Raw genomic sequence first — 18,390 nt, forward strand, 5'->3', positions numbered from 1 at the left:
TCGTCGTCGGACTCACCGGCGGACCCGAAGGACGCACCCTCATCCGCCGCGCCTCCCGGATGGCGGCCAAGGGCTCCGGCAGCGAGATCCTCGCCGTCTACATCGCCCGCAGCGACGGCCTGACCTCCGCGTCCCCGAAGGAACTGGCCGTCCAGCGCACCCTGGTCGAGGACCTCGGCGGCACCTTCCACCACGTCATCGGCGACGACATACCGGCCGCCCTGCTGGAGTTCGCCCGCGGCGTGAACGCCACCCAGATCGTGCTCGGCTCCAGCCGCCGCAAGACCTGGCAGTACATCTACGGACCCGGGGTCGGCGCCACCGTCGCGCGCGAGTCGGGGCCCGACCTCGACGTCCACATCGTGACCCACGAGGAGGTCGCCAAGGGGCGCGGTCTGCCCATGGCCCGCGGCGCCCGCCTCGGCCGGGCCCGGATCCTCTGGGGCTGGCTCGTCGGCGTCGTCGGCCCCGTCCTGCTCGCGGTGGTGCTGCGCGGCATGGAGGACGCCCCGGGCCTCGCCAACGACGTCCTGCTCTTCCTCTTCCTGACGGTGGCCGCCGCCCTGCTCGGCGGACTGCGGCCCGCGCTCGCCTCGGCGGCCGTCGGCTCCATGCTGCTGAACTACTGGTTCACCCCGCCCACCCACACCCTCACCGTCCAGGACCCCGAGAACCTCGTCGCCATCGTGATCTTCTTCGCGGTGGCGGTGGCGGTTTCCTCCGTGGTCGACCTCGCGGCCCGGCGCACCCACCAGGCGGCCCGGCTGCGCGCCGAGTCGGAGATCCTCTCCTTCCTCGCGGGCAGCGTGCTCCGCGGCGAGACCGCCCTCGACGCCCTGCTGGACCGGGTCCGCGAGACCTTCGCCATGGAGTCCGTCGCCCTGCTGGAGCGCAGCAGCGACGTCGAACCGTGGACCTGCGCCGGATCCGTCGGGCCGGCCCCGGTCACCCGCCCCGACGACGCCGACGTGGACATGCCGGTCGGCGACAACATGGCCCTCGCGCTGTCCGGCCGGGTGCTGCCCGCCGAGGACCGCCGGGTGCTCGGCGCGTTCGCCGCCCAGGCCGCCGTCGTCCTGGACCGCCAGCGTCTGGTCGGTGAGGCCGAGCAGGCCCGCAGGCTCGCCGAGGGCAACCGGATCAGGACCGCCCTGCTGGCCGCCGTCAGCCACGACCTGCGCACCCCGCTGGCCGCCATCAAGGCCGCAGTCAGCTCGCTGCGCTCCGACGACGTGGCCTGGTCCGACGAGGACGAGGCGGAACTCCTGGAAGGCATCGAGGACGGCGCCGACCGGCTGGACCACCTCGTCGGCAATCTGCTGGACATGTCCCGCCTCCAGACCGGCACCGTGACCCCGCTGATCCGCGAGATCGACCTCGACGAGGTGGTCCCCATGGCGCTCGGCGGCGTCCCGGAGGGCAGCGTCGACCTCGACATCCCCGAGACGCTGCCGATGGTCGCCGTCGACCCCGGGCTCCTGGAGCGGGTCGTCGCCAACATCGTGGAGAACGCCGTCAAGTACAACCCCGGCCAGGAGCCCGTCGCCGTGGCCGCCAGCGCCCTCGGCGGCCGGGTCGAGCTGCGCGTCGTGGACCGCGGCCGGGGCGTCCCCGACGAGGCCAAGGAACGGATCTTCGAGCCCTTCCAGCGGTACGGGGACGCCCCGCGCGGCGCCGGAGTGGGCCTCGGCCTCGCCGTCTCCCGGGGCTTCGCCGAGGCCATGGGCGGCACCCTCGACGCCGAGGACACCCCGGGCGGCGGGCTGACCATGGTCCTGACCCTCACCGCCGCGCCGGGCGGGATCCGGGCGGAGGCCGAGCTGCCGGCCCGGGCCACCTCATGACACGTCCCCGCGGACCGGGACGCCCCCGGGCGTACGCCGCCCGCCCCCGCGCTCTTCCCTCCGCCCCGCCCTCCCCGTACAGCAGAGTTCTTCCCTCCTCCCCGTGCAGCAGAAAGGCAGGTCCGCGATGACCAGGGTGCTTGTGGTCGACGACGAGCCGCAGATCGTCCGCGCCCTCGTGATCAACCTGAAGGCGCGCCAGTACGAGGTCGACGCCGCGCCCGACGGGGCGACTGCCCTCCAGCTCGCCGCCGCCCGCCACCCCGACGTCGTCCTCCTCGACCTCGGGCTGCCGGACATGGACGGGGTCGAGGTGATCAGGGGCCTGCGCGGCTGGACCCGGGTGCCCATCCTCGTCCTCTCCGCGCGCCACACCTCCGACGAGAAGGTGGAGGCCCTGGACGCCGGGGCGGACGACTACGTCACCAAGCCGTTCGGCATGGACGAGCTGCTGGCCCGGCTGCGCGCCTCGGTACGCCGGGCGGAACCGGTCGGTCAGGACGGCGGGGCCGAGGACATCGCCCTCGTCGAGACGGCCGGCTTCACCGTCGACCTGGCGGCGAAGAAGGTGCACCGGTCAGGCCGCGACGTACGCCTCACCCCCACCGAATGGCACCTGCTGGAGGTCCTCGTCCGCAACAGCGGCCGCCTGGTCAGCCAGAAGCAGCTCCTCCAGGAGGTCTGGGGCCCTTCCTACGGCACCGAGACCAACTATCTGCGGGTCTACATGGCCCAGCTGCGCCGCAAGCTGGAGGCGGACCCCTCGCACCCCCGGCACTTCGTCACCGAACCGGGCATGGGCTACCGCTTCGAGCGCGGCTGACGGGCGCCGGGTCACCCTTTCGTGTGGTTTCCAGGGCCTCCGTGCGCAGACCGAAGGACCGGTACCCTTCGGGTATGAGTGCTGTTCCCCGATCCGAGAAAGCCGGGAAGGCCGGGAAGGCGGCGAGACCTTCCGGGCGGTTCCGCCGTATGCTCGACCGGCTCTCCAGTTCCCAGGAGGACCTGGAGTCCCAGGAGCTGCAGGAGGACGCGCAGGTCACCGGATGCACCCGGATCTCCGAGTGCTCCGACCGGCAGATCGTGAAGGTGGCTGGTACGTTGCGGACCGTCACCCTCCGTCCCCGGGCCGGAGTGCCCGCCCTGGAGGCGGAGCTCTTCGACGGCACCGAGCCGCTGGACGTGGTCTGGCTCGGCCGTCGCTCCATCGTCGGTATCGAGCCCGGCCGCAGGATCATCGCCTCGGGGCGGGTCGCCATGAGCCATGGCCGCCGGGTGCTGTTCAACCCCACATACGAACTCCGACCGCTCGCCAAGGAGTAGCCGGTGACGTCTCTCGACAAGCCGACGTCCGAAACGGACCAGCCCCACCGTACGGCCCCGCAGCACACCGGCGGGAAGCACGCCGCCCAGCAGGACGACGAGGCGAAGGCCGTCACCGAGGCCGCCCTCTTCGAGGCCTTCGGCGGTGTGCGCGGCATGGTGGAGACAGTCCTCCCCGGGCTGCTTTTCGTCACGATCTTCACCATCAACAAGAACCTGAACGCCTCGGCCATCGCGGCCCTGGCGGTGTCCCTGGCCCTCGTCGCCGTCCGGCTGATCCGCCGGGACACCGTCAAGCACGCGTTCAGCGGTGTCTTCGGGGTGGCCTTCGGCGTCCTCTTCGCGAAGATGACCGGCGACGCCAAGGACTTCTACCTGCCGGGCATGCTCTACACCCTGGGTCTCGCGGTCGCCTACATCGGCACCGCCGTGGCCGGGGTGCCGCTGATCGGCCTGATCCTCGGCCCGGTCTTCAAGGAGAACCTCTCCTGGCGGACCCGTAACCCGGGCCGGAAGAAGGCGTACACCAAGGCCAGTTACGCCTGGGGCTTCATCCTGCTGGCCAAGTGCGCGATCCTCTTCCCGCTCTACTGGTGGGCCGACACCACCGAGTTCGGCTGGGTGCTCATCGCGCTGAAGATCCCGCCGTTCCTGCTCGCGGTCTATCTGACCTGGGTCTTCCTCGCGAAGGCGCCGGCGCCCATCGACGTCTTCGCCGAGATGGAGGCCGAGGAACAGGCCGAGAAGGAGCGCAAGAAGCAGGCCGCCGCGGCGCTCCGCGACCCGGACGCCTGACCCGTACACCGGCATCGCAGAGGAAGGGGCCCGGAACCGCTCAGCGGTTCCGGGCCCCTTCCCGTGGTTCTGCCCGGTCAGTCCTCCGACGGATCCCGCCGGACCGACAACAGGTCCTCCAACTGCTCCTCGCGCGCCTGGGCTGCCACGAACAGCAGCTCGTCACCTGCCTCCAGGGACTCCTCGGGGCTCGGCGTCAGCACCCGCGTACCCCGGATGATCGTCACCAGCGAGGTGTCCTCGGGCCAGGCCACGTCCCCGACACGGGTACCGGCCAGCGCCGACTCCGGCGGCAGGGTCAGCTCCACCAGGTTGGCGTCGCCGTGGCTGAAGCGCAGCAGCCGGACCAGATCGCCGACGCTCACCGCCTCCTCGACCAGGGCCGACATCAGGCGCGGCGTCGAGACGGCGACGTCCACGCCCCAGGACTCGTTGAACAGCCACTCGTTCTTCGGGTTGTTCACCCGGGCCACCACACGGGGCACGCCGTACTCGGTCTTGGCGAGCAGCGAGACGACCAGGTTGACCTTGTCGTCCCCGGTCGCGGCGATCACCACGTTGCACCGCTGCAGCGCCGCCTCGTCCAGCGACGTGATCTCACAGGCGTCCGCGAGCAGCCACTCGGCCATCGGGACCCGCTCCACCGAGATGGCGGTCGGCGCCTTGTCGATCAGCAGCACCTCGTGCCCGTTCTCCAGCAGCTCGGCGGCGATGGAACGGCCCACCGCGCCCGCCCCGGCAATCGACACACGCATCAGTGACCGTCCTCCTCGGGACCCTGGGCGAAGGCCTCTTCGACCTTGGCGATCTCGTCCGTACGCATCATCACGTGGACCAGGTCGCCCTCCTGGAGGACGGTCTGCGAGCTCGGCAGTATGGCCTCGCCCAACCGGGTGAGGAAGGCGACACGGACCCCCGTCTCCTCCTGGAGCGTGCTGATCTTGTGGCCGATCCAGGACGGCGTCGTGTGCACCTCGGCGAGCTGCACACCCCCGCTCGGATCGCGCCACAGGGGCTCGGCGCCCGAAGGCAGCAGCCGTCGCAGCATCTGGTCCGCCGTCCAGCGGACCGTCGCCACGGTGGGGATGCCGAGGCGCTGGTAGACCTCGGCGCGCCGGGGGTCGTAGATCCGCGCCGCGACGTTCTCGATGGAGAACATCTCGCGGGCCACCCGGGCCGCGATGATGTTCGAGTTGTCGCCGCTGCTGACCGCCGCGAACGCCCCGGCGTCCTCGATGCCCGCCTCGCGGAGAGTGTCCTGGTCGAAGCCGACCCCGGTGACCCGGCGACCGCCGAATCCGGACCCGAGGCGACGGAACGCCGTGGGGTCCTGGTCGATCACCGCGACGGTGTGCCCCTGCTGTTCCAGGGTCTGTGCGAGAGCGGCTCCGACGCGCCCGCAGCCCATGATGACGATGTGCACTGTGCGCCTACCCCGCCGTCCTGGTCATCCGGCTGACCTGCGAAAACACGCTGCTCACACTTCTCTCTCAGCTTGCTGGGCAAACAACGGGACACACACCCGCGGCGCGGCCCGGGGACGAGCTTAAGCGCCGGGGTGGTCAATCCCTCATCCGAGTGTCCGCATCTTCGCGCACTCCGGCAAAGGGAAAGCAAAATAGGCCGAACGAGTGCAAGGATTGCGTTAAGGAATAAGGGGCGTTCTCCGCCGACCGCAGGAGATTGCGGGGCCACGTCGAAAGGGTGTGCGTTCCGGCCACGGGCTCCGCTTACGATCCTCAGCGTGTCCAAACTGACCGACCTGCCCAAACGGATCCTGATCGGCCGGGCGCTGCGTAGCGACAAACTCGGGGAGACCCTTCTCCCCAAGCGCATCGCGCTCCCCGTCTTCGCGTCCGACCCGTTGTCCTCGGTGGCGTACGCACCCGGAGAAGTCCTCCTCGTGCTGTCCATCGCGGGGGTGTCGGCGTACCACTTCAGCCCCTGGATCGCCGTCGCTGTCGTGGTCCTCATGTTCACGGTCGTCGCCTCCTACCGGCAGAACGTCCGCGCCTACCCGAGCGGCGGCGGCGACTACGAGGTCGCGACCACCAACCTCGGCCCCAAGTCCGGACTGACCGTCGCCAGCGCCCTGCTCGTCGACTACGTCCTCACCGTCGCCGTGTCGATCTCCTCCGGCGTCGAGAACCTCGGCTCCGCGATCCCATTCGTCATCGAGCACAAGACGCTCTGCGCCATCGGCGCCATCGTCCTGCTCACCCTGATGAACCTGCGCGGCGTCAAGGAGTCCGGGAAGCTCTTCGCCATTCCCACCTACCTCTTCGTGGCCGGCGTCTTCCTCATGATCCTGTGGGGCGCGTTCCGGGGAGTGGTCCTCGGCGACGCGATGCACGCCCCCACCTCCGACCTGGAGATCAGGCCCGAACACGAGGGGCTGGCCGGTTTCGCGCTCGTCTTCCTGCTGCTGCGGGCCTTCTCCTCCGGCTGCGCCGCCCTCACCGGGGTCGAGGCGATCAGCAACGGGGTGCCCGCCTTCCGGAAGCCGAAGAGCAAGAACGCCGCGACCACGCTCGCCATGATGGGCCTGCTCGCCGTCACCATGTTCTGCGGCATCATCGGCCTGGCCCTGGCCACCGACGTCAAGATGGCCGAGAACCCGGCGGTCGACCTGATCCGCGACGGCGTCCCGGTCGGCGCGGGCTTCACCCAGGACCCGGTCATCGCCCAGGTCGCCGAGGCGGTCTTCGGCCACGGCTCCTTCCTCTTCATGGTCCTCGCGGCCGCCACCGCCCTGGTGCTCTTCCTCGCCGCGAACACCGCGTACAACGGCTTCCCGCTGCTCGGCTCGATCCTCGCCCAGGACCGCTACCTGCCGCGCCAGCTGCACACGCGCGGCGACCGCCTCGCGTTCTCCAACGGCATTGTGCTGCTGGCGGGCGCCGCCATCCTGCTCGTCTGGGTCTACGGCGCCGACTCCACGCGGCTGATCCAGCTCTACATCGTCGGGGTGTTCGTCTCCTTCACCCTCAGCCAGACCGGCATGGTGCGGCACTGGAACCGCCTGCTGGCCGACGAACGGGATCAGGCCAAGCGCCGCCACATGGTGCGCTCCCGCGCCATCAACGCGTTCGGCGCCTTCTTCTGCGGCATGGTCCTGGTGATCGTCCTCGCCACCAAGTTCACCCACGGCGCCTGGGTGGCCCTGCTCGGCATGGTCATCTTCTACGGCACGATGACCGCGATCCGGAAGCACTACGACCGGGTCGCCGCCGAGATCGCCGCCGACGAGACGCCCACGGACGAGAGCGTGCGCCCCTCCCGCGTCCACGCCATCGTCCTCGTCTCCAAGCTCCACCGCCCCACGCTGCGCGCCCTCGCCTACGCCAAACTGATCCGCGCCGACCACCTGGAGGCGCTCTCCATCAGCGTCGACCCGGACGAGACGAAGGCGCTGCGCGAGGACTGGGAACGGCGCGCCATCAACGTCCCCCTCAAGATCCTCGACTCGCCCTACCGCGAGGTGACCCGCCCGGTCATCGAGTACGTGAAGGGCCTGCGCCGCCAGAGCCCGCGCGACGTGGTCAGCGTCTACATCCCCGAGTACGTGGTCGGCCACTGGTACGAGCACCTCCTGCACAACCAGAGCGCCCTGCGCCTGAAGGGCCGTCTGCTCTTCACCCCCGGCGTCATGGTGACCTCCGTCCCGTACCAGCTCCAGTCCTCCGAGGCGGCGAAGAAGCGGGCCCGCAAGCGCGCCGACTGGAGCGCCCCGGGTTCGGTCCGCCGGGGCCCGGTGGAGCGGGGGCACAAGGAGTCGAACCGCAAGGAGCCCCACCGCAAGGGCTGAAACCGTTCGCCGATGGACGACGGGCCGGGACGCTGACGTACGGGCGTCACGAGCCCGGCCGGAAGGCGCCAGGCTGCGGGGCCGGTCGTGGTAAGCGCCCTGACCCCGTCCGCGTAGACTGGTGGGCTGTCGTCCGGCCGCGGGCCCGACCGTTTGCCCCCTTTCTCCCTGGAGCCTCCCCTCATGCAGAACGAACCCACGTCTTCGCTGGTCGGGGAGGAGTACGAGGTCGAGGTCGGGCCCGTCGCGCACGGCGGCCACTGCATCGCCCGCACCGCCGAGAACCAGGTGCTCTTCGTACGCCACACGCTCCCCGGCGAGAAGATCATCGCCAAGGTCACCGACGGCGACACGGACTCCCGCTTCCTGCGGGCCGACGCGGTACGGATCATCGAGCCGTCCAAGGACCGCGTCGAGGCGCCCTGCCCGTACGCCGGCCCCGGCATGTGCGGCGGCTGCGACTGGCAGCACGCCAAGCCGGGCGCGCAGCGCCGCCTCAAGGGCGAGGTCATCGCCGAGCAGCTCCTGCGCCTGGCGGGCCTGACCCCCGAGGAGGCCGGCTGGGACGGCACGGTCATGCCGGCCGAGGGCGACAAGCTCCCCGCGGGCGAGGTGCCGGCCTGGCGCACCCGCGTCCAGTACGCCGTCGACGCCGACGGCCGCGCGGGCCTGCGGAAGCACCGCTCGCACGACGTCCAGCCGATCGACCGCTGCCTGATCGCCGCGCCGGGCGTCTCGGAGCTCGGCGTCGAGAAGCGCGAGTGGCCGCAGATCGCCGCGGTGGAGGCCATCACCGCCACCGGCTCGAACGACCGCCAGGTCATCCTCACCCCGAAGCCCGGCGGCCGGCTCCCCCTGGTCGAACTCGACAAGCCCGTCTCCGTGCTCCGCGTCGACGAGAAGGACGGCGGCGTCCACCGCGTCCACGGCCGCGCCTTCGTCCGCGAGCGCGCCGACGACCGCACCTACCGCGTCGGCTCCGGCGGCTTCTGGCAGGTCCACCCGCAGGCGGCCAACACCCTGGTCCGCGCTGTCATGCAGGGCCTGCTGCCCCGCAAGAACGACACGGCCCTCGACCTCTACTGCGGCGTCGGCCTGTTCGCGGGCGCCATCGGCCAGCGCCTCGGCGAGAAGGGCGCGGTCCTCGGCATCGAGTCCGGCAAGCGCGCGGTCGAGGACGCCCGCCACAACCTGAAGGACCTGGACCGGGTCCGCATCGAACACGGCAAGGTCGACCAGGTCCTGCCCCGCACCGGCATCACGGAGTGCGACCTGATCGTCCTGGACCCGCCGCGCGCGGGCGCGGGCAAGCAGGTCGTCAAGCACCTGTCGGGGCTGGGCGCCCGCAAGATCGCCTACGTGGCCTGCGACCCGGCGGCGCTGGCACGGGACCTGGCGTACTTCCGGGACGGGGGGTACAAGGTGCGGACGCTGCGGGCGTTCGACCTGTTCCCGATGACGCATCATGTGGAGTGCGTGGCGATTCTGGAGCCGGTGAAGAAGGGCGACTGAGCTGGGGATTCGCCCGCGCGCAGCATGTGCGGTGTGGGTGTTACGGGCGATATCCTGACGCCTAAATGACGCTCGTGACGCGCGTTCTGATGAGGTGTCAGGCGCGCGCTGTTGGGCAGGTCAGTCCTGTCGAGGTGGCGAATGTCGACGGGGCGCCAAGGGCAGGTGGCCGGCGTCGGTCATCTCGCCCGGGATCGCCCACGCCGTCGCGGGCGTCGGCTCCTGCGGTTGTTCAGCGCGTCGGAGGGCGTCGTCGATCTCGCTGAGCTTCGCGGAGGACAGGACTGCCGCCCGCTCCATCAGGTCGTCCCGGGACACCGTGGTCAGCCATGTGCACGGGGTGAAGCCCGGACGTGGGAGTGCGAGCCGCAGCACGCCTTCGAACGGCAGTCCTTCAGCGGCGCCGACCGTCACTTCGATGCCCAGACCGCTGAGGTCGACGCCCGCCGGAGCGACGACCTGCATCACCCGGATCCCGGACGTGTCGTCTCCCGACAGCAGCACGACCAGTCTCCGCTCGTCGAACTGGACCCACCAGACTTCGCCACGTTGCACAAGTCCCCCAGACACATGACGGCAGGCAGCCTGCGGGCCGAAGAGCACGTGGTGGCACGCAGGTCCACAGCGCAGACCCTGCCCGCCGGCGGGTCCCCTGCCGCGGACTCATCGAGCGTGCGAGGCGTGCGGTGGCGTCACGCCGGGGCCGGGTCCACGCGCTCCAGGGCGGTGAGGGGCCACGAACGGGAGCTGCTCGCCAGCAGCAGGACGCGTCGGCCGTGGGTGAGCCGGCCGTCCGCCTCCAGCGCCGCCAGCGTGATGAGCTGGTCCGCCGAGTAGCAGTGGCCGTGGGTGGCGTGGTGGGGGGAGTACGCCTTCTCCTCCGGCATCTGGGCGGCCGTGGTGAGGAAGCGGCGGGTGGTCGCGCTGTAGTTGCCGGTGATGAACCAGTCGAAGCCCCGTTCCGGCTCCGGGATGCTGCTGTTGATCCGGCCCAGAGTGACGAGCGCGATCACGTTCCTGGGAGAGATCGGCGCCGATGCCGCAGACGTGCACGCGGACACAGACCTCTTCGCCGCCGAAGTCCTGGACTCGCTGGGGACCCTGGCGTTCCTGGACTTCCTGGAGGAGCAGCGCGGCGAGGAGACCGAGCTCGCGACGCTGAAGATCGAACTGTTCTCCACCCTGCGCAAGGCCTACGGATTCGTCTTCGCCCAGGCGTGAGCGCCGCGGGCGACGGCCCCGGCGCCGAGCGGCCGTCCCGCACCACCGTTGAACCGATGCCACGACGTCAGGAGAGCCGATGACCTGGGAGATCCACACAGCGCGGAACGAGGAGGACGTACGCCGGTGCTGGCCGGTGTTCCGCGAGCTGCGCCCTCACATCGCCTCGGAGGACGAGTTCGTCGGGCGCTGGAAGGTCCAGCAGGACGAGGCCTACCGGATCGTCTTCCTGGAGCAGGACGGTGAGGTCCGGGCGGCCGCCGGATTCCGGATCGTCCACTCGATGGCCCGGGGCCGCGCCGTCTACCTGGACGACCTCTGCGCGTTGACCGAGCACAGGGGGCGGGACTGGGCCGTGCGGTCCTCGGCTTCGTCCAGGACGAGGCACGTCGGCTGGGCTGCGGGGCCGTCCACCTGGACACCGGTTACCACCGCAGGCGTGCCCACCGCACCTACCTCCGGAGCGGCTTCGAACTCAGCCTGCACCACTTGGAGTGGAAGGCCACCGAGGCGTGAGGGAGCTGCTCGGGCGCCATGAGGACCTCGCGTCGGCCCGGCCGGACGAACCGGCCGTCGTCCACGTGCGGGATCCGCACGCCGGCACCGTACAGACCTGGGCCGACCTGTGCGTGCGGGCCGGGGAGATCCAGGAGGCGCTGACGGACCAGGGCGTGAAGCCGCACCAGGTCTGTTCCCTCGTCCTGAAGGACCACCCCGACCTGGTGCCGACCCTGCTCGCGCTCTGGCGGCTCGACTGTCCGCCCGTCCTCCTGGACGCGAAGTGGGGCGCCCGGATGACGTCGTCGGTCCTGGCGCACAGCACGCGGCGTTCGGCGTGACGCTGGACGACGGCGGGACCGGCGCCCCGCCGGCCGTCGCACCGCTCGCCCCCGGCCCGTCCGACGCGCCGTCCGACGCCGTGTTCATCGGCTACACGTCGGGCAGCACCGGGGACCCGAAGGCGATCGTGTTCACCCACGAGCGCCTGTACGAGGGGACGCTCGGCAACGCCTCGGCGTCGAAGCGGCTGCGCGGCGGACCGGTCCGGCGGATCGCCCGCTCGATGCGGATGTCCGGATCCGGGGTGATCAACCTGCACCACACCTGGGGCGCGGTCCTCGGGGCGACCGTCGTCGTCCTGCCGGAGCTGACCGTCTCCACCGCGCGGGACTATTGGGCGCGGATCGAGGCCCACGGAATCGACCAGACCTTCCTCGTGCCGCAGTTGGTCGAGCTGGTCAACCGCTTCGCGGCCGACCGGGACCCGGCCGTCGACGCACCGCTGTGCCTCACGGGCAGCGCTCCGCTCTCGCCCCGGACGCAGGCGCGCTTCCAGCGCCGGTTCGGGACGCCCCTGTACAACGCCTACGGGCTCTCCGAGACCTCCTCGGCGGCCTTCTTCGGCCATCGGGGCCCCGACGGGCTGGCGACCAACAGCATCGGCGTCCCCGAGCGGGTGACGGCCCGCCTGCGTGATGCCTCCGGCGCGGTCGTCGACGGCGTCGGGGTCGGGGTCGGTGAGATCGAACTCTCCGGGGCCCAGGTGTTCACCGGCTACTACCGGAACACCGCCGCCACCGCAGAGTCGCTGGTCGACGGCTGGCTCCGCACCGGCGACATCGGCCGCCGCGACGAGGAGGGCGACTACCACCTCGTCGGCCGCAGCAAGGACGCGGTGATGAAGGGGAGTTACGCCATCTATCTCAGCGAGGTGGAGGAGGCGGCGTCGGCACACCCGCAGATCCTGGAGGCGGCGGCGCTGGCCCTGCGGCTGGCCGACAGCACCGAGGACATCGGCTGTCTCGTACGGCTCGTGGACGGCGGCGACGTGAGCGCCGACGACGTCCTCGCCCACCTCCGGGAGGCTCTCGGCGCCCAACGGGCTCCGTGCCGCGTGGTCCTGACCGACGAACCCCTGCCGAGGGGCGAGCAGGACAAGCTGGAGCGGCCCTCGGTCGTCGCCCGCTGGGACGCGCTGCCCGGGGTGCCGCGCAGCCTGGCCGGCTCGTGGCAGGACGACGGGGCGGGCCGGCGGTGATCGCCGGAGTGACGCACCTGACCATGGAGGCCGACCTGGACCACGGGAGTGCCCTGGCGGAGCCGTGGGGCTTCACGCCCGTCTTCCGCGACGAGGTGGTGCTGGAGGCCGGCTTCGAGGGCATCGACGACGGGGACGCGCCGCTGCCGCTCTCCCTGCTCGCGGGGCCGGGCGGCCTCCGGCTGGAAGTCGTACGGCACCGGCGCACGTCCGGCCGGCCGGCCGAGTGCGTACGGGGCACTGTTCCGCAGCCCTCCGCCGGACGGGGGCGCGGACCCGGAACCCGAGGCGGGGGAGCCGGTGGTGAGGGACCTGCTCCGGCGGGCCGGCCCACTGGCCGATCCGGTACGAAGTCGGCTGCCCGCTGTCGGGGGCCTCGCGTGGTACGACGCAGCGTCCACGGACGGCGGCCTCGCTGGGATACTCTGCACGGTGCCCGATGTGGCCCAAGAGGCTGCGTTCTGGGAGGAGTTCGCCGGCGCTTCCTGGCAGGAGCGCGGTCCGGACGTGGCCTGCGGAACGATCCCGTCGCCGCGGTCGCGGGGAGAGTGCGCGTTCGTGATCGCCCGGGGCGAGGACGCGCCCGGCCACGCCATGAACGACGTCGGCTTTCCGTCCATGGGCGTGTTCAGCACCTCCATCGCGGCCGACCGCGACCGCGCGGTCGCCGCGGGCGCGACCCCGCTCGCCGAACCGATCGTGACGGACGTCGGCGGCCGGCGACTGGCCATGGCCCTGATCCGTACGCCGGGCGGGGCGCCCGTCGATCTGCTCTCCGTCGCGAGGAACCGAACGAGAAGGATGGGATGACCGATGGTTTTCAGGGGTGAGGGGCCGGTTCTCGAAGGCTCGCTGGTCCGGCTGGAGCCGCTGGCGCACCGCCATGCCGGGGACCTGGCGGTCGCCGCCGAGGAGGACCGGAGCTCGTACGGGTTCACCTGGGTGCCCACGGCCGCCGAGACCGGCCGCTACATCGACGCGCAGCTCGAACGTGCGGCGGCGGGCCGGATGGCGCCGTACGCGCAGGTCTCGCTCCGTACGGGGCGGGCGGTGGGGGCCACGGCCTTCTGGGATCCGCGCCCGTGGCCCGGCGAGGACCGGCTGTTCGCGATCGAGGTCGGCTTCACCTGGCTGGCCGCTTCGGCCCTGGGCGCCGGTGTGAACACCGAGACGAAGTACCTGCTGTTCCGGCACGCCTTCGAGGAATGGCGGGTGTCGCGGGTCGACCTCAAGACGGATGCCCGCAACGAGCGCTGCCGGGCCGCCATCGCGGGCACGGGTGCGCGGTTCGAGGGCGTGCTGCGGAACTGGTCGAAGTCCTGGGCGCCCGGCGAGGACGGCAAGCTGCGCGACTCGGCGATGTTCTCGGTCACCGCCGAGGAGTGGCCGCAGTGCCGCACGCTGCTGGAGGAGAAGGTGGCACGCACCCGCGACCGCTCGAACGCACCCCGTCCCGTGGGCTGAACCGCCGCGCGCCGGCCGTCGACAGCGGCCCCCCTGTGCCCGGCGTCGGACGGGGGCGTTGCCGACGGCGTGCGCTACCAGCCGCTGAGGCGGGACACGGAGCCGAAGTCGACTTCGGTTCCGTACCGTTCGGCGGCTTCGTCCATGCGGGCCCCGGCGGCCCGGCCGAGTGGGGATTCGACGCCCAGCTCGGCCGCCAGGTCGAAGGCGTGGCACAGGTCCTTCACCATGTAGCCGAGTTTGAAGCCGGCCTCGAAGTCCCCGGCCAGGACGCGGTTCGGGTACAGGTTGGCGAGTTGGGCGTTGGCCCCGCCGCCGCCCGAGACGACGGCCTCGATCGCCGTACGCACGTCGACACCGGCTTTGCGTGCCAGGGCGAGCGCCTCGCCGGAGGCGGCGGCGTTGACGGCCACCAGGTAGTTGTTGAGCAGCTTCACCACCAGACCCGAACCGACGGGCCCGCAGTGCCGCAGCCGCTCCGGGTCGCCGATCGCGACGAGGACCGGCCGTGCGCGCTCCACGGCCGGTCCTCGCCGCGATCGGCGCCCAGAACGCGAGGGCCCGGCGCGTACGGCCGCGATCCCGCCGCCGGCGGGACAGTCCAGGTACTCCACGTCCGACGACCGTGCCCGATCGGCGAGTTCGCGGGCGACTTGCGGGGAGTGGGTTGTCATCTCCACGACGACCGCGCCGGGCTTCGCGGCCGTGAGCACCTCCCCGACGACCGTGCGGACCTCCTCGGAGTCGGGCACGTGGCTCCCCGCGTCCTCCGGCGGCCCGGACGCCCCGGGACCGCGACACCCGGCCGAGGGCGAGGCGGCGCTCAGGGGGTCCGTCCGCGATCTGCCCGACCTGTCCGTCACGGCGCTGATCCGCTCACGGAACCTCCCCCCGGAGCGGCCGGCCGCCGTTCAGGGCGCGGTCCGGGTGCCCCGGGGCGAACTCCTGGCCACCAGCGCCGCGTCGGCCCGGGTGCTGGTGGCCGAGGGCTGCGGCCGTGAGGTCCCCGTCGCCGTACTGCTGCCGCGCGGACCGGACGCCCTGACCGCGATACTCGCCGTCCTGGAGGCCGGCGGCGCCTACGTCCCGCTCTCCTGCGACCAGCCCCTGGACCAGCTCCGGGCGATACGGGACTCCCGGGGCTCGATCACGTGCCCGGACAGCCACCGCAGGAGGCTGCGCCCGCCCTCGCTGAAGCGCAGGGAGGGGTCGGACCGCAGGATCCGCATCATGGCGGCCACGTCGAGCTGGGTCGGCGGCTCGACGGCCCGGGCGGCCGGCAGCTCGGCGGTGACGGTGGAGACGGGGCGGCGGGCCGCGGCCGACGCCGGCGGCGCGTGCGTCCTGCCCTGCGGCACCGGGTCCTCCCCGCGCAGCACCCGGGACCGTACGTCCGCGGCCGTGCCCAGCGAGATGCCCGCATCCTTGGCGATCTGGCGCAGCGGTGTGTGGGGCCGGGCCTTGATGAGCTCACCGGCGGACCTGCGTCCTTCGATGCTGCTCAGGGGGCGACGCTTGCCGTCCCGCCCGATCCGCACGTTCAGCGTGGTGGTGTTCTCGGCGAAGTTGTCCCGGCGGATGGCGCTGATCGACTTGGCGGCGAGACCGGTCGCCTCGGCGATGGCCCGGTCGGACCACTGGGGGTGGGAGCGCAGGATCCGGGCGGCCGCCGCGCGGCGGCCGCCCGGGAGAGGGGGAGGCCGTGGGTGATGTTGAGACGCGCGGCCAGCAGGAAGAGGTCCCGCTCGCCCGCTCGTCGCCGTCGACGAACCGTGCGTCGATGCGTTCCGCGCCGCGGAGCTGCGAGGCGCGGACGCATTGGTTCCCCCAGGTATTTTTCATCGGGCAATTCTGCAAAATTGGAAATGATCTCGTACTCGAAATCGCGGAGTATTCACATCGGCAGGTCGACGGTTATGCGCGACGAGGGTGGCGACGGGGGTATCGTGGATGTCTGGTACGTGCCCCTTGTCTCTCCGCCGGACGGGCCGGCGTCGCTGACTCATCTCCTCGACAGACGTGAGCGTGCGGAATGCGAGCGCATCCCGCCGGGGCCCGGTCGCATCCGTTACGTCGTTTCCCACGCCGCCTACCGGACGGCGCTGGCCCGCTACTGCGACGTGCCGCCGCACGCCGTCCGCTGGCGGCACTCGGCCCACGGCAAGCCGTACCTCGACCGGCTCCCGGACGCGCCCCACAGCAGCCTCAGCCACGCCGGGGACCTGGCCGCCATCGCGGTCAGCCGGCGGCGCGGCGTCGGCATCGACCTGGCCTGTCCGGGCCCGGGAGTCCGCGAAGCGGCGCTGGCCGCCCGGTTCTTCACCCCCGAGGAGGCCGGGGCGGTCGCCACGGGCAAGAGCTTCTCCCGGCTCTGGGCGCGCAAGGAGGCCTGCGTCAAGGCGGTGGGGGCGACGTTCGTCGACGGGCTGCGGCTGCCGGTCATGCGGGAGGGGCCGCTGCGCTGCGCGGACGGGCCATTGCGCGGTCGCACGTGGTGGCTGCGCGATGTGCGGGCGCCCGCCCCGTATCGCGCGGCTCTCGCTCTGCGGGGCGACGCCCCCTTCGCCGTACGGGTGCACGGCTTTGTGGACCTGAGGGCTGTCCGCCCGGGAACCGCCGTTCGGCGCGTTCCGTGACCCGGAGGCGTCGGCCCCGGGTCACGGAACGCGGGCGACCGGCCCGTCCGGCCCCGGTCCTGCCGGAGTTCAGGCTCCCCCGGTGAGGCCGGACCCCGTCTGCCGGGGGACCCGCAGGGGGTTGTCGTCGCGGAGTTCGGGGGGCAGGAGGGCGTCGGGGAAGGACTGGTAGCAGACCGGGCGCAGCCAGCGCTCGACGGCGAGGGTGCCGACACTCGTCGTACCGGGCGAACTCGTCGCGGGCCACGGGCCCCCGTGCACCATCGCGTGGCAGACCTCGACGCCGGTGGGCCAGCCGCCCCACAGGACGCGGCCCGCCCGTTCCTCCAGTACCGGCAGCAGTTCCAGGGCCGTCGCCCGGTCGGCGTCCGCCGCGTGCAGCGTGGCCGTCAGCTGGCCCTCCAACTCCTCAAGCAGGCCGAGGAGTTCATCCGTACCGGACCAGCGCACGACGAGCCCGGCGGCGCCGAAGACCTCGCCGGTGAGCTCCGGGTGCGCGGTGTACGCGGCCGCGTCGCACGCCAGGACGACGGGGGCCGGTGCGTACGGGCCGGCCCCGGCCGCGCCCCGGGCCACCTCCCGTACACCCGGGACGTTCTCCCACCGCCGTACGCCCTCGGTGTAGGCGCGGGCGATGTCCGGGGTGAGCATGACCTGCCCCTCCGCGGCCTTCAGGGCCCGGGCCGCGGCCGAGAGGAAGGCGTCGCCCGCAGGTCCGGCCGGCACCAGCAGGAGGCCGGGGTTCGTGCAGAACTGCCCCGCGCCGGCCGTCAGCGACGCCACGTACGAGGAGGCCGCGGCTTCCGGTTCGGCGAGCGCCCCGTCGAGCATGATCACGGGATTGACCGCGGACATCTCGGCGTGGACCGGCACGGGTACCGGGCGTGACCGGCCGGCCGCGATCAGCGCCAGCCCGCCGGCCCGGGAGCCGGTGAACCCCACCGCGGTGATCCGCGGATCGCCGACCAGGGCGAGGCCGACGTCGTGACCCCGGCCCACCAGCAGGGAGAACACGCCCGCCGGCATGCCGGTGCGCGCGGCGGCGGCCGTGACGGCGCGGGCCACCGCCTCGCCGGTGCCCGGGTGCGCCGGGTGGGCCTTGACCACCACGGGGCAGCCGGCGGCCAGCGCGGACGCGGTGTCGCCGCCCGCGACCGAGAACGCCAGGGGGAAATTGCTCGCACCGAACACGGCCACCGGGCCCAGAGGCACGCGCCGGAGCCGTACGTCCGTGCCCGAGGGCCCGGAGTCGATCCGGGCGCCGAGGGCGCTCCCGCTCCTGACGAGCTCGGCGAAGAGGCGCAACTGCCCGCAGGTGCGCCCCCGTTCACCGGTCAGCCGGGTCGCCGGGAGTCCGGTCTCCCGGGCCGCGAGTTCCAGTAGGGCGTCGCCGAGTGCCTCGATCTCCTCCGCGCAGGCGTCGAGGAAGGCCGCCCGCCGCTCGGGCGGCAGGGCGCGGAAGGCGCGGGCGTCCGCCGCGGCGAGCCGGGCCGCCTCGGCGACCTGTTCCGTCGAGGCGTCCCGGTGCGGGGGGCCGAACGGTTCGCCGGTCGCGGCGGCGACCGCGTACCAGGCGTCCCCGGTGCCGGGCACCTCGCGGCCGGCCAGGAGCGAGTGCCCGGTCAGGGGGGTGGGTCCGTTCAGGAGCGGGTCCGCGGGCGGAGCGGGGTTTCCGGTCGGGTTCACAGTGATGCGTCTCCCTGTGCGCGCCGGTGGGCGGCGCGCGGTCGTCGGGTGCCCGGGTGAAAG

General features: G+C 72.3%; 20 protein-coding genes and 1 pseudogene. 14 read left to right on the forward strand and 7 right to left on the reverse strand.

Going from position 1 to position 18,390, the window contains the following annotated elements:
* The 4 genes from IE272_RS14210 to IE272_RS14225 form a co-directional block, all read left to right on the forward strand.
* The coding region (locus IE272_RS14210; protein WP_190006997.1) for a DUF4118 domain-containing protein at positions 1-1,844 on the forward strand (1,844 nt) is incomplete at its 5' end.
* A gap of 127 nt (positions 1,845-1,971) precedes the next feature.
* Complete coding sequence (locus tag IE272_RS14215; RefSeq protein ID WP_032793201.1) at positions 1,972-2,667, forward strand: response regulator; 696 nt, start codon at positions 1,972-1,974, stop codon at positions 2,665-2,667.
* A gap of 74 nt (positions 2,668-2,741) precedes the next feature.
* Positions 2,742-3,167 (forward strand): OB-fold nucleic acid binding domain-containing protein, encoded by a 426-nt coding sequence (locus tag IE272_RS14220; RefSeq protein WP_179889719.1) that lies wholly within the window; start codon positions 2,742-2,744, stop codon positions 3,165-3,167.
* Positions 3,168-3,170: 3 nt separating this feature from the next.
* Positions 3,171-3,962: a DUF3159 domain-containing protein gene (locus IE272_RS14225; protein ID WP_057666275.1), complete on the forward strand. Its 792-nt coding sequence runs from the start codon at positions 3,171-3,173 to the stop codon at positions 3,960-3,962.
* Between the two features lie 77 nt (positions 3,963-4,039).
* Here the strand turns inward: IE272_RS14225 and IE272_RS14230 are convergent, their stop codons facing one another.
* Both IE272_RS14230 and IE272_RS14235 read right to left on the reverse strand, forming a co-directional pair.
* Complete coding sequence (locus IE272_RS14230; RefSeq protein ID WP_032793112.1) at positions 4,040-4,717, reverse strand: potassium channel family protein; 678 nt, start codon at positions 4,715-4,717, stop codon at positions 4,040-4,042.
* Positions 4,717-5,385 (reverse strand): potassium channel family protein, encoded by a 669-nt coding sequence (locus IE272_RS14235; RefSeq protein ID WP_007454533.1) that lies wholly within the window; start codon positions 5,383-5,385, stop codon positions 4,717-4,719. Before IE272_RS14235 ends, IE272_RS14230 begins: the two co-directional genes overlap by 1 nt.
* 321 nt (positions 5,386-5,706) lie before the next feature.
* Here IE272_RS14235 and IE272_RS14240 point away from each other — a divergent pair, with 321 nt between their 5' ends.
* Both IE272_RS14240 and IE272_RS14245 read left to right on the forward strand, forming a co-directional pair.
* Positions 5,707-7,770: an APC family permease gene (locus tag IE272_RS14240; RefSeq protein WP_057666276.1), complete on the forward strand. Its 2,064-nt coding sequence runs from the start codon at positions 5,707-5,709 to the stop codon at positions 7,768-7,770.
* A 183-nt stretch (positions 7,771-7,953) separates the two neighbouring features.
* Complete coding sequence (locus IE272_RS14245) at positions 7,954-9,282, forward strand: class I SAM-dependent RNA methyltransferase (RefSeq protein WP_050356996.1); 1,329 nt, start codon at positions 7,954-7,956, stop codon at positions 9,280-9,282.
* 120 nt (positions 9,283-9,402) lie between these two features.
* Here IE272_RS14245 and IE272_RS14250 read toward each other — a convergent pair whose 3' ends face one another.
* Together IE272_RS14250 and IE272_RS14255 are read right to left on the reverse strand one after the other, a co-directional pair.
* Entirely contained in the window at positions 9,403-9,837 is a 435-nt protein-coding gene (locus tag IE272_RS14250; RefSeq protein WP_050356997.1) for a putative type II toxin-antitoxin system PemK/MazF family toxin, read from the reverse strand.
* Positions 9,838-9,974: 137 nt separating this feature from the next.
* Positions 9,975-10,295, reverse strand: coding sequence for a 3-oxoacyl-[acyl-carrier-protein] synthase III C-terminal domain-containing protein (locus tag IE272_RS14255; RefSeq protein ID WP_190006998.1), 321 nt, complete (start codon positions 10,293-10,295; stop codon positions 9,975-9,977).
* Between IE272_RS14255 and IE272_RS14260 the strand changes: the two genes are divergently transcribed.
* The 6 genes from IE272_RS14260 (at position 10,279) to IE272_RS14285 (ending at position 14,005) form a co-directional block, all read left to right on the forward strand.
* Entirely contained in the window at positions 10,279-10,503 is a 225-nt protein-coding gene (locus tag IE272_RS14260; protein ID WP_190006999.1) for a phosphopantetheine-binding protein, read from the forward strand. The genes IE272_RS14255 and IE272_RS14260 overlap by 17 nt on opposite strands.
* Before the next feature lie 393 nt (positions 10,504-10,896).
* Positions 10,897-11,019, forward strand: a complete 123-nt coding sequence (locus IE272_RS39310; RefSeq protein WP_373304178.1) for a hypothetical protein — start codon at positions 10,897-10,899, stop codon at positions 11,017-11,019.
* Positions 11,016-11,342: an AMP-binding protein gene (locus tag IE272_RS14270; protein ID WP_190007001.1), complete on the forward strand. Its 327-nt coding sequence runs from the start codon at positions 11,016-11,018 to the stop codon at positions 11,340-11,342. Before IE272_RS39310 ends, IE272_RS14270 begins: the two co-directional genes overlap by 4 nt.
* The gene (locus tag IE272_RS14275; protein WP_190007002.1) at positions 11,339-12,541 is read left to right on the forward strand and encodes a class I adenylate-forming enzyme family protein; all 1,203 of its coding nucleotides are present in this window, start codon (positions 11,339-11,341) and stop codon (positions 12,539-12,541) included. The genes IE272_RS14270 and IE272_RS14275 overlap by 4 nt, the downstream gene beginning before the upstream one ends.
* Before the next feature lie 441 nt (positions 12,542-12,982).
* Positions 12,983-13,351 carry a hypothetical protein gene (locus IE272_RS14280; RefSeq protein WP_190007003.1) on the forward strand — a complete coding sequence of 123 codons (369 nt, stop codon included), beginning with the start codon at positions 12,983-12,985 and terminating at the stop codon, positions 13,349-13,351.
* A gap of 3 nt (positions 13,352-13,354) precedes the next feature.
* Positions 13,355-14,005 (forward strand): GNAT family N-acetyltransferase, encoded by a 651-nt coding sequence (locus tag IE272_RS14285; protein ID WP_190007004.1) that lies wholly within the window; start codon positions 13,355-13,357, stop codon positions 14,003-14,005.
* A gap of 74 nt (positions 14,006-14,079) precedes the next feature.
* Here IE272_RS14285 and IE272_RS14290 read toward each other — a convergent pair whose 3' ends face one another.
* Positions 14,080-14,757: an NAD(P)-dependent oxidoreductase gene (locus IE272_RS14290; RefSeq protein ID WP_190007005.1), complete on the reverse strand. Its 678-nt coding sequence runs from the start codon at positions 14,755-14,757 to the stop codon at positions 14,080-14,082.
* Here IE272_RS14290 and IE272_RS39465 point away from each other — a divergent pair.
* Positions 14,732-15,121 (forward strand): annotated as a pseudogene (locus tag IE272_RS39465) (AMP-binding protein); the annotation flags it as partial. The gene IE272_RS14290 and the pseudogene IE272_RS39465 sit on opposite strands and share 26 nt — an antisense overlap.
* Here IE272_RS39465 and IE272_RS39470 read toward each other — a convergent pair.
* Positions 15,085-15,237: a hypothetical protein gene (locus IE272_RS39470; protein ID WP_506555325.1), complete on the reverse strand. Its 153-nt coding sequence runs from the start codon at positions 15,235-15,237 to the stop codon at positions 15,085-15,087. The pseudogene IE272_RS39465 and the gene IE272_RS39470 sit on opposite strands and share 37 nt — an antisense overlap.
* A gap of 729 nt (positions 15,238-15,966) precedes the next feature.
* On the opposite strand from IE272_RS39470, the gene IE272_RS14300 reads away from it, so the two are divergent.
* Positions 15,967-16,641, forward strand: a complete 675-nt coding sequence (locus IE272_RS14300) for a 4'-phosphopantetheinyl transferase family protein (protein ID WP_190007007.1) — start codon at positions 15,967-15,969, stop codon at positions 16,639-16,641.
* Between the two features lie 69 nt (positions 16,642-16,710).
* Here IE272_RS14300 and IE272_RS14305 read toward each other — a convergent pair whose 3' ends face one another.
* The gene (locus IE272_RS14305; protein ID WP_190007008.1) at positions 16,711-18,327 is read right to left on the reverse strand and encodes an aldehyde dehydrogenase (NADP(+)); all 1,617 of its coding nucleotides are present in this window, start codon (positions 18,325-18,327) and stop codon (positions 16,711-16,713) included.
* Positions 18,328-18,390: the final 63 nt, after the last annotated feature.

The organism is Streptomyces anulatus (assembly GCF_014650675.1).
GTDB classification, from domain to species: domain Bacteria; phylum Actinomycetota; class Actinomycetes; order Streptomycetales; family Streptomycetaceae; genus Streptomyces; species Streptomyces anulatus.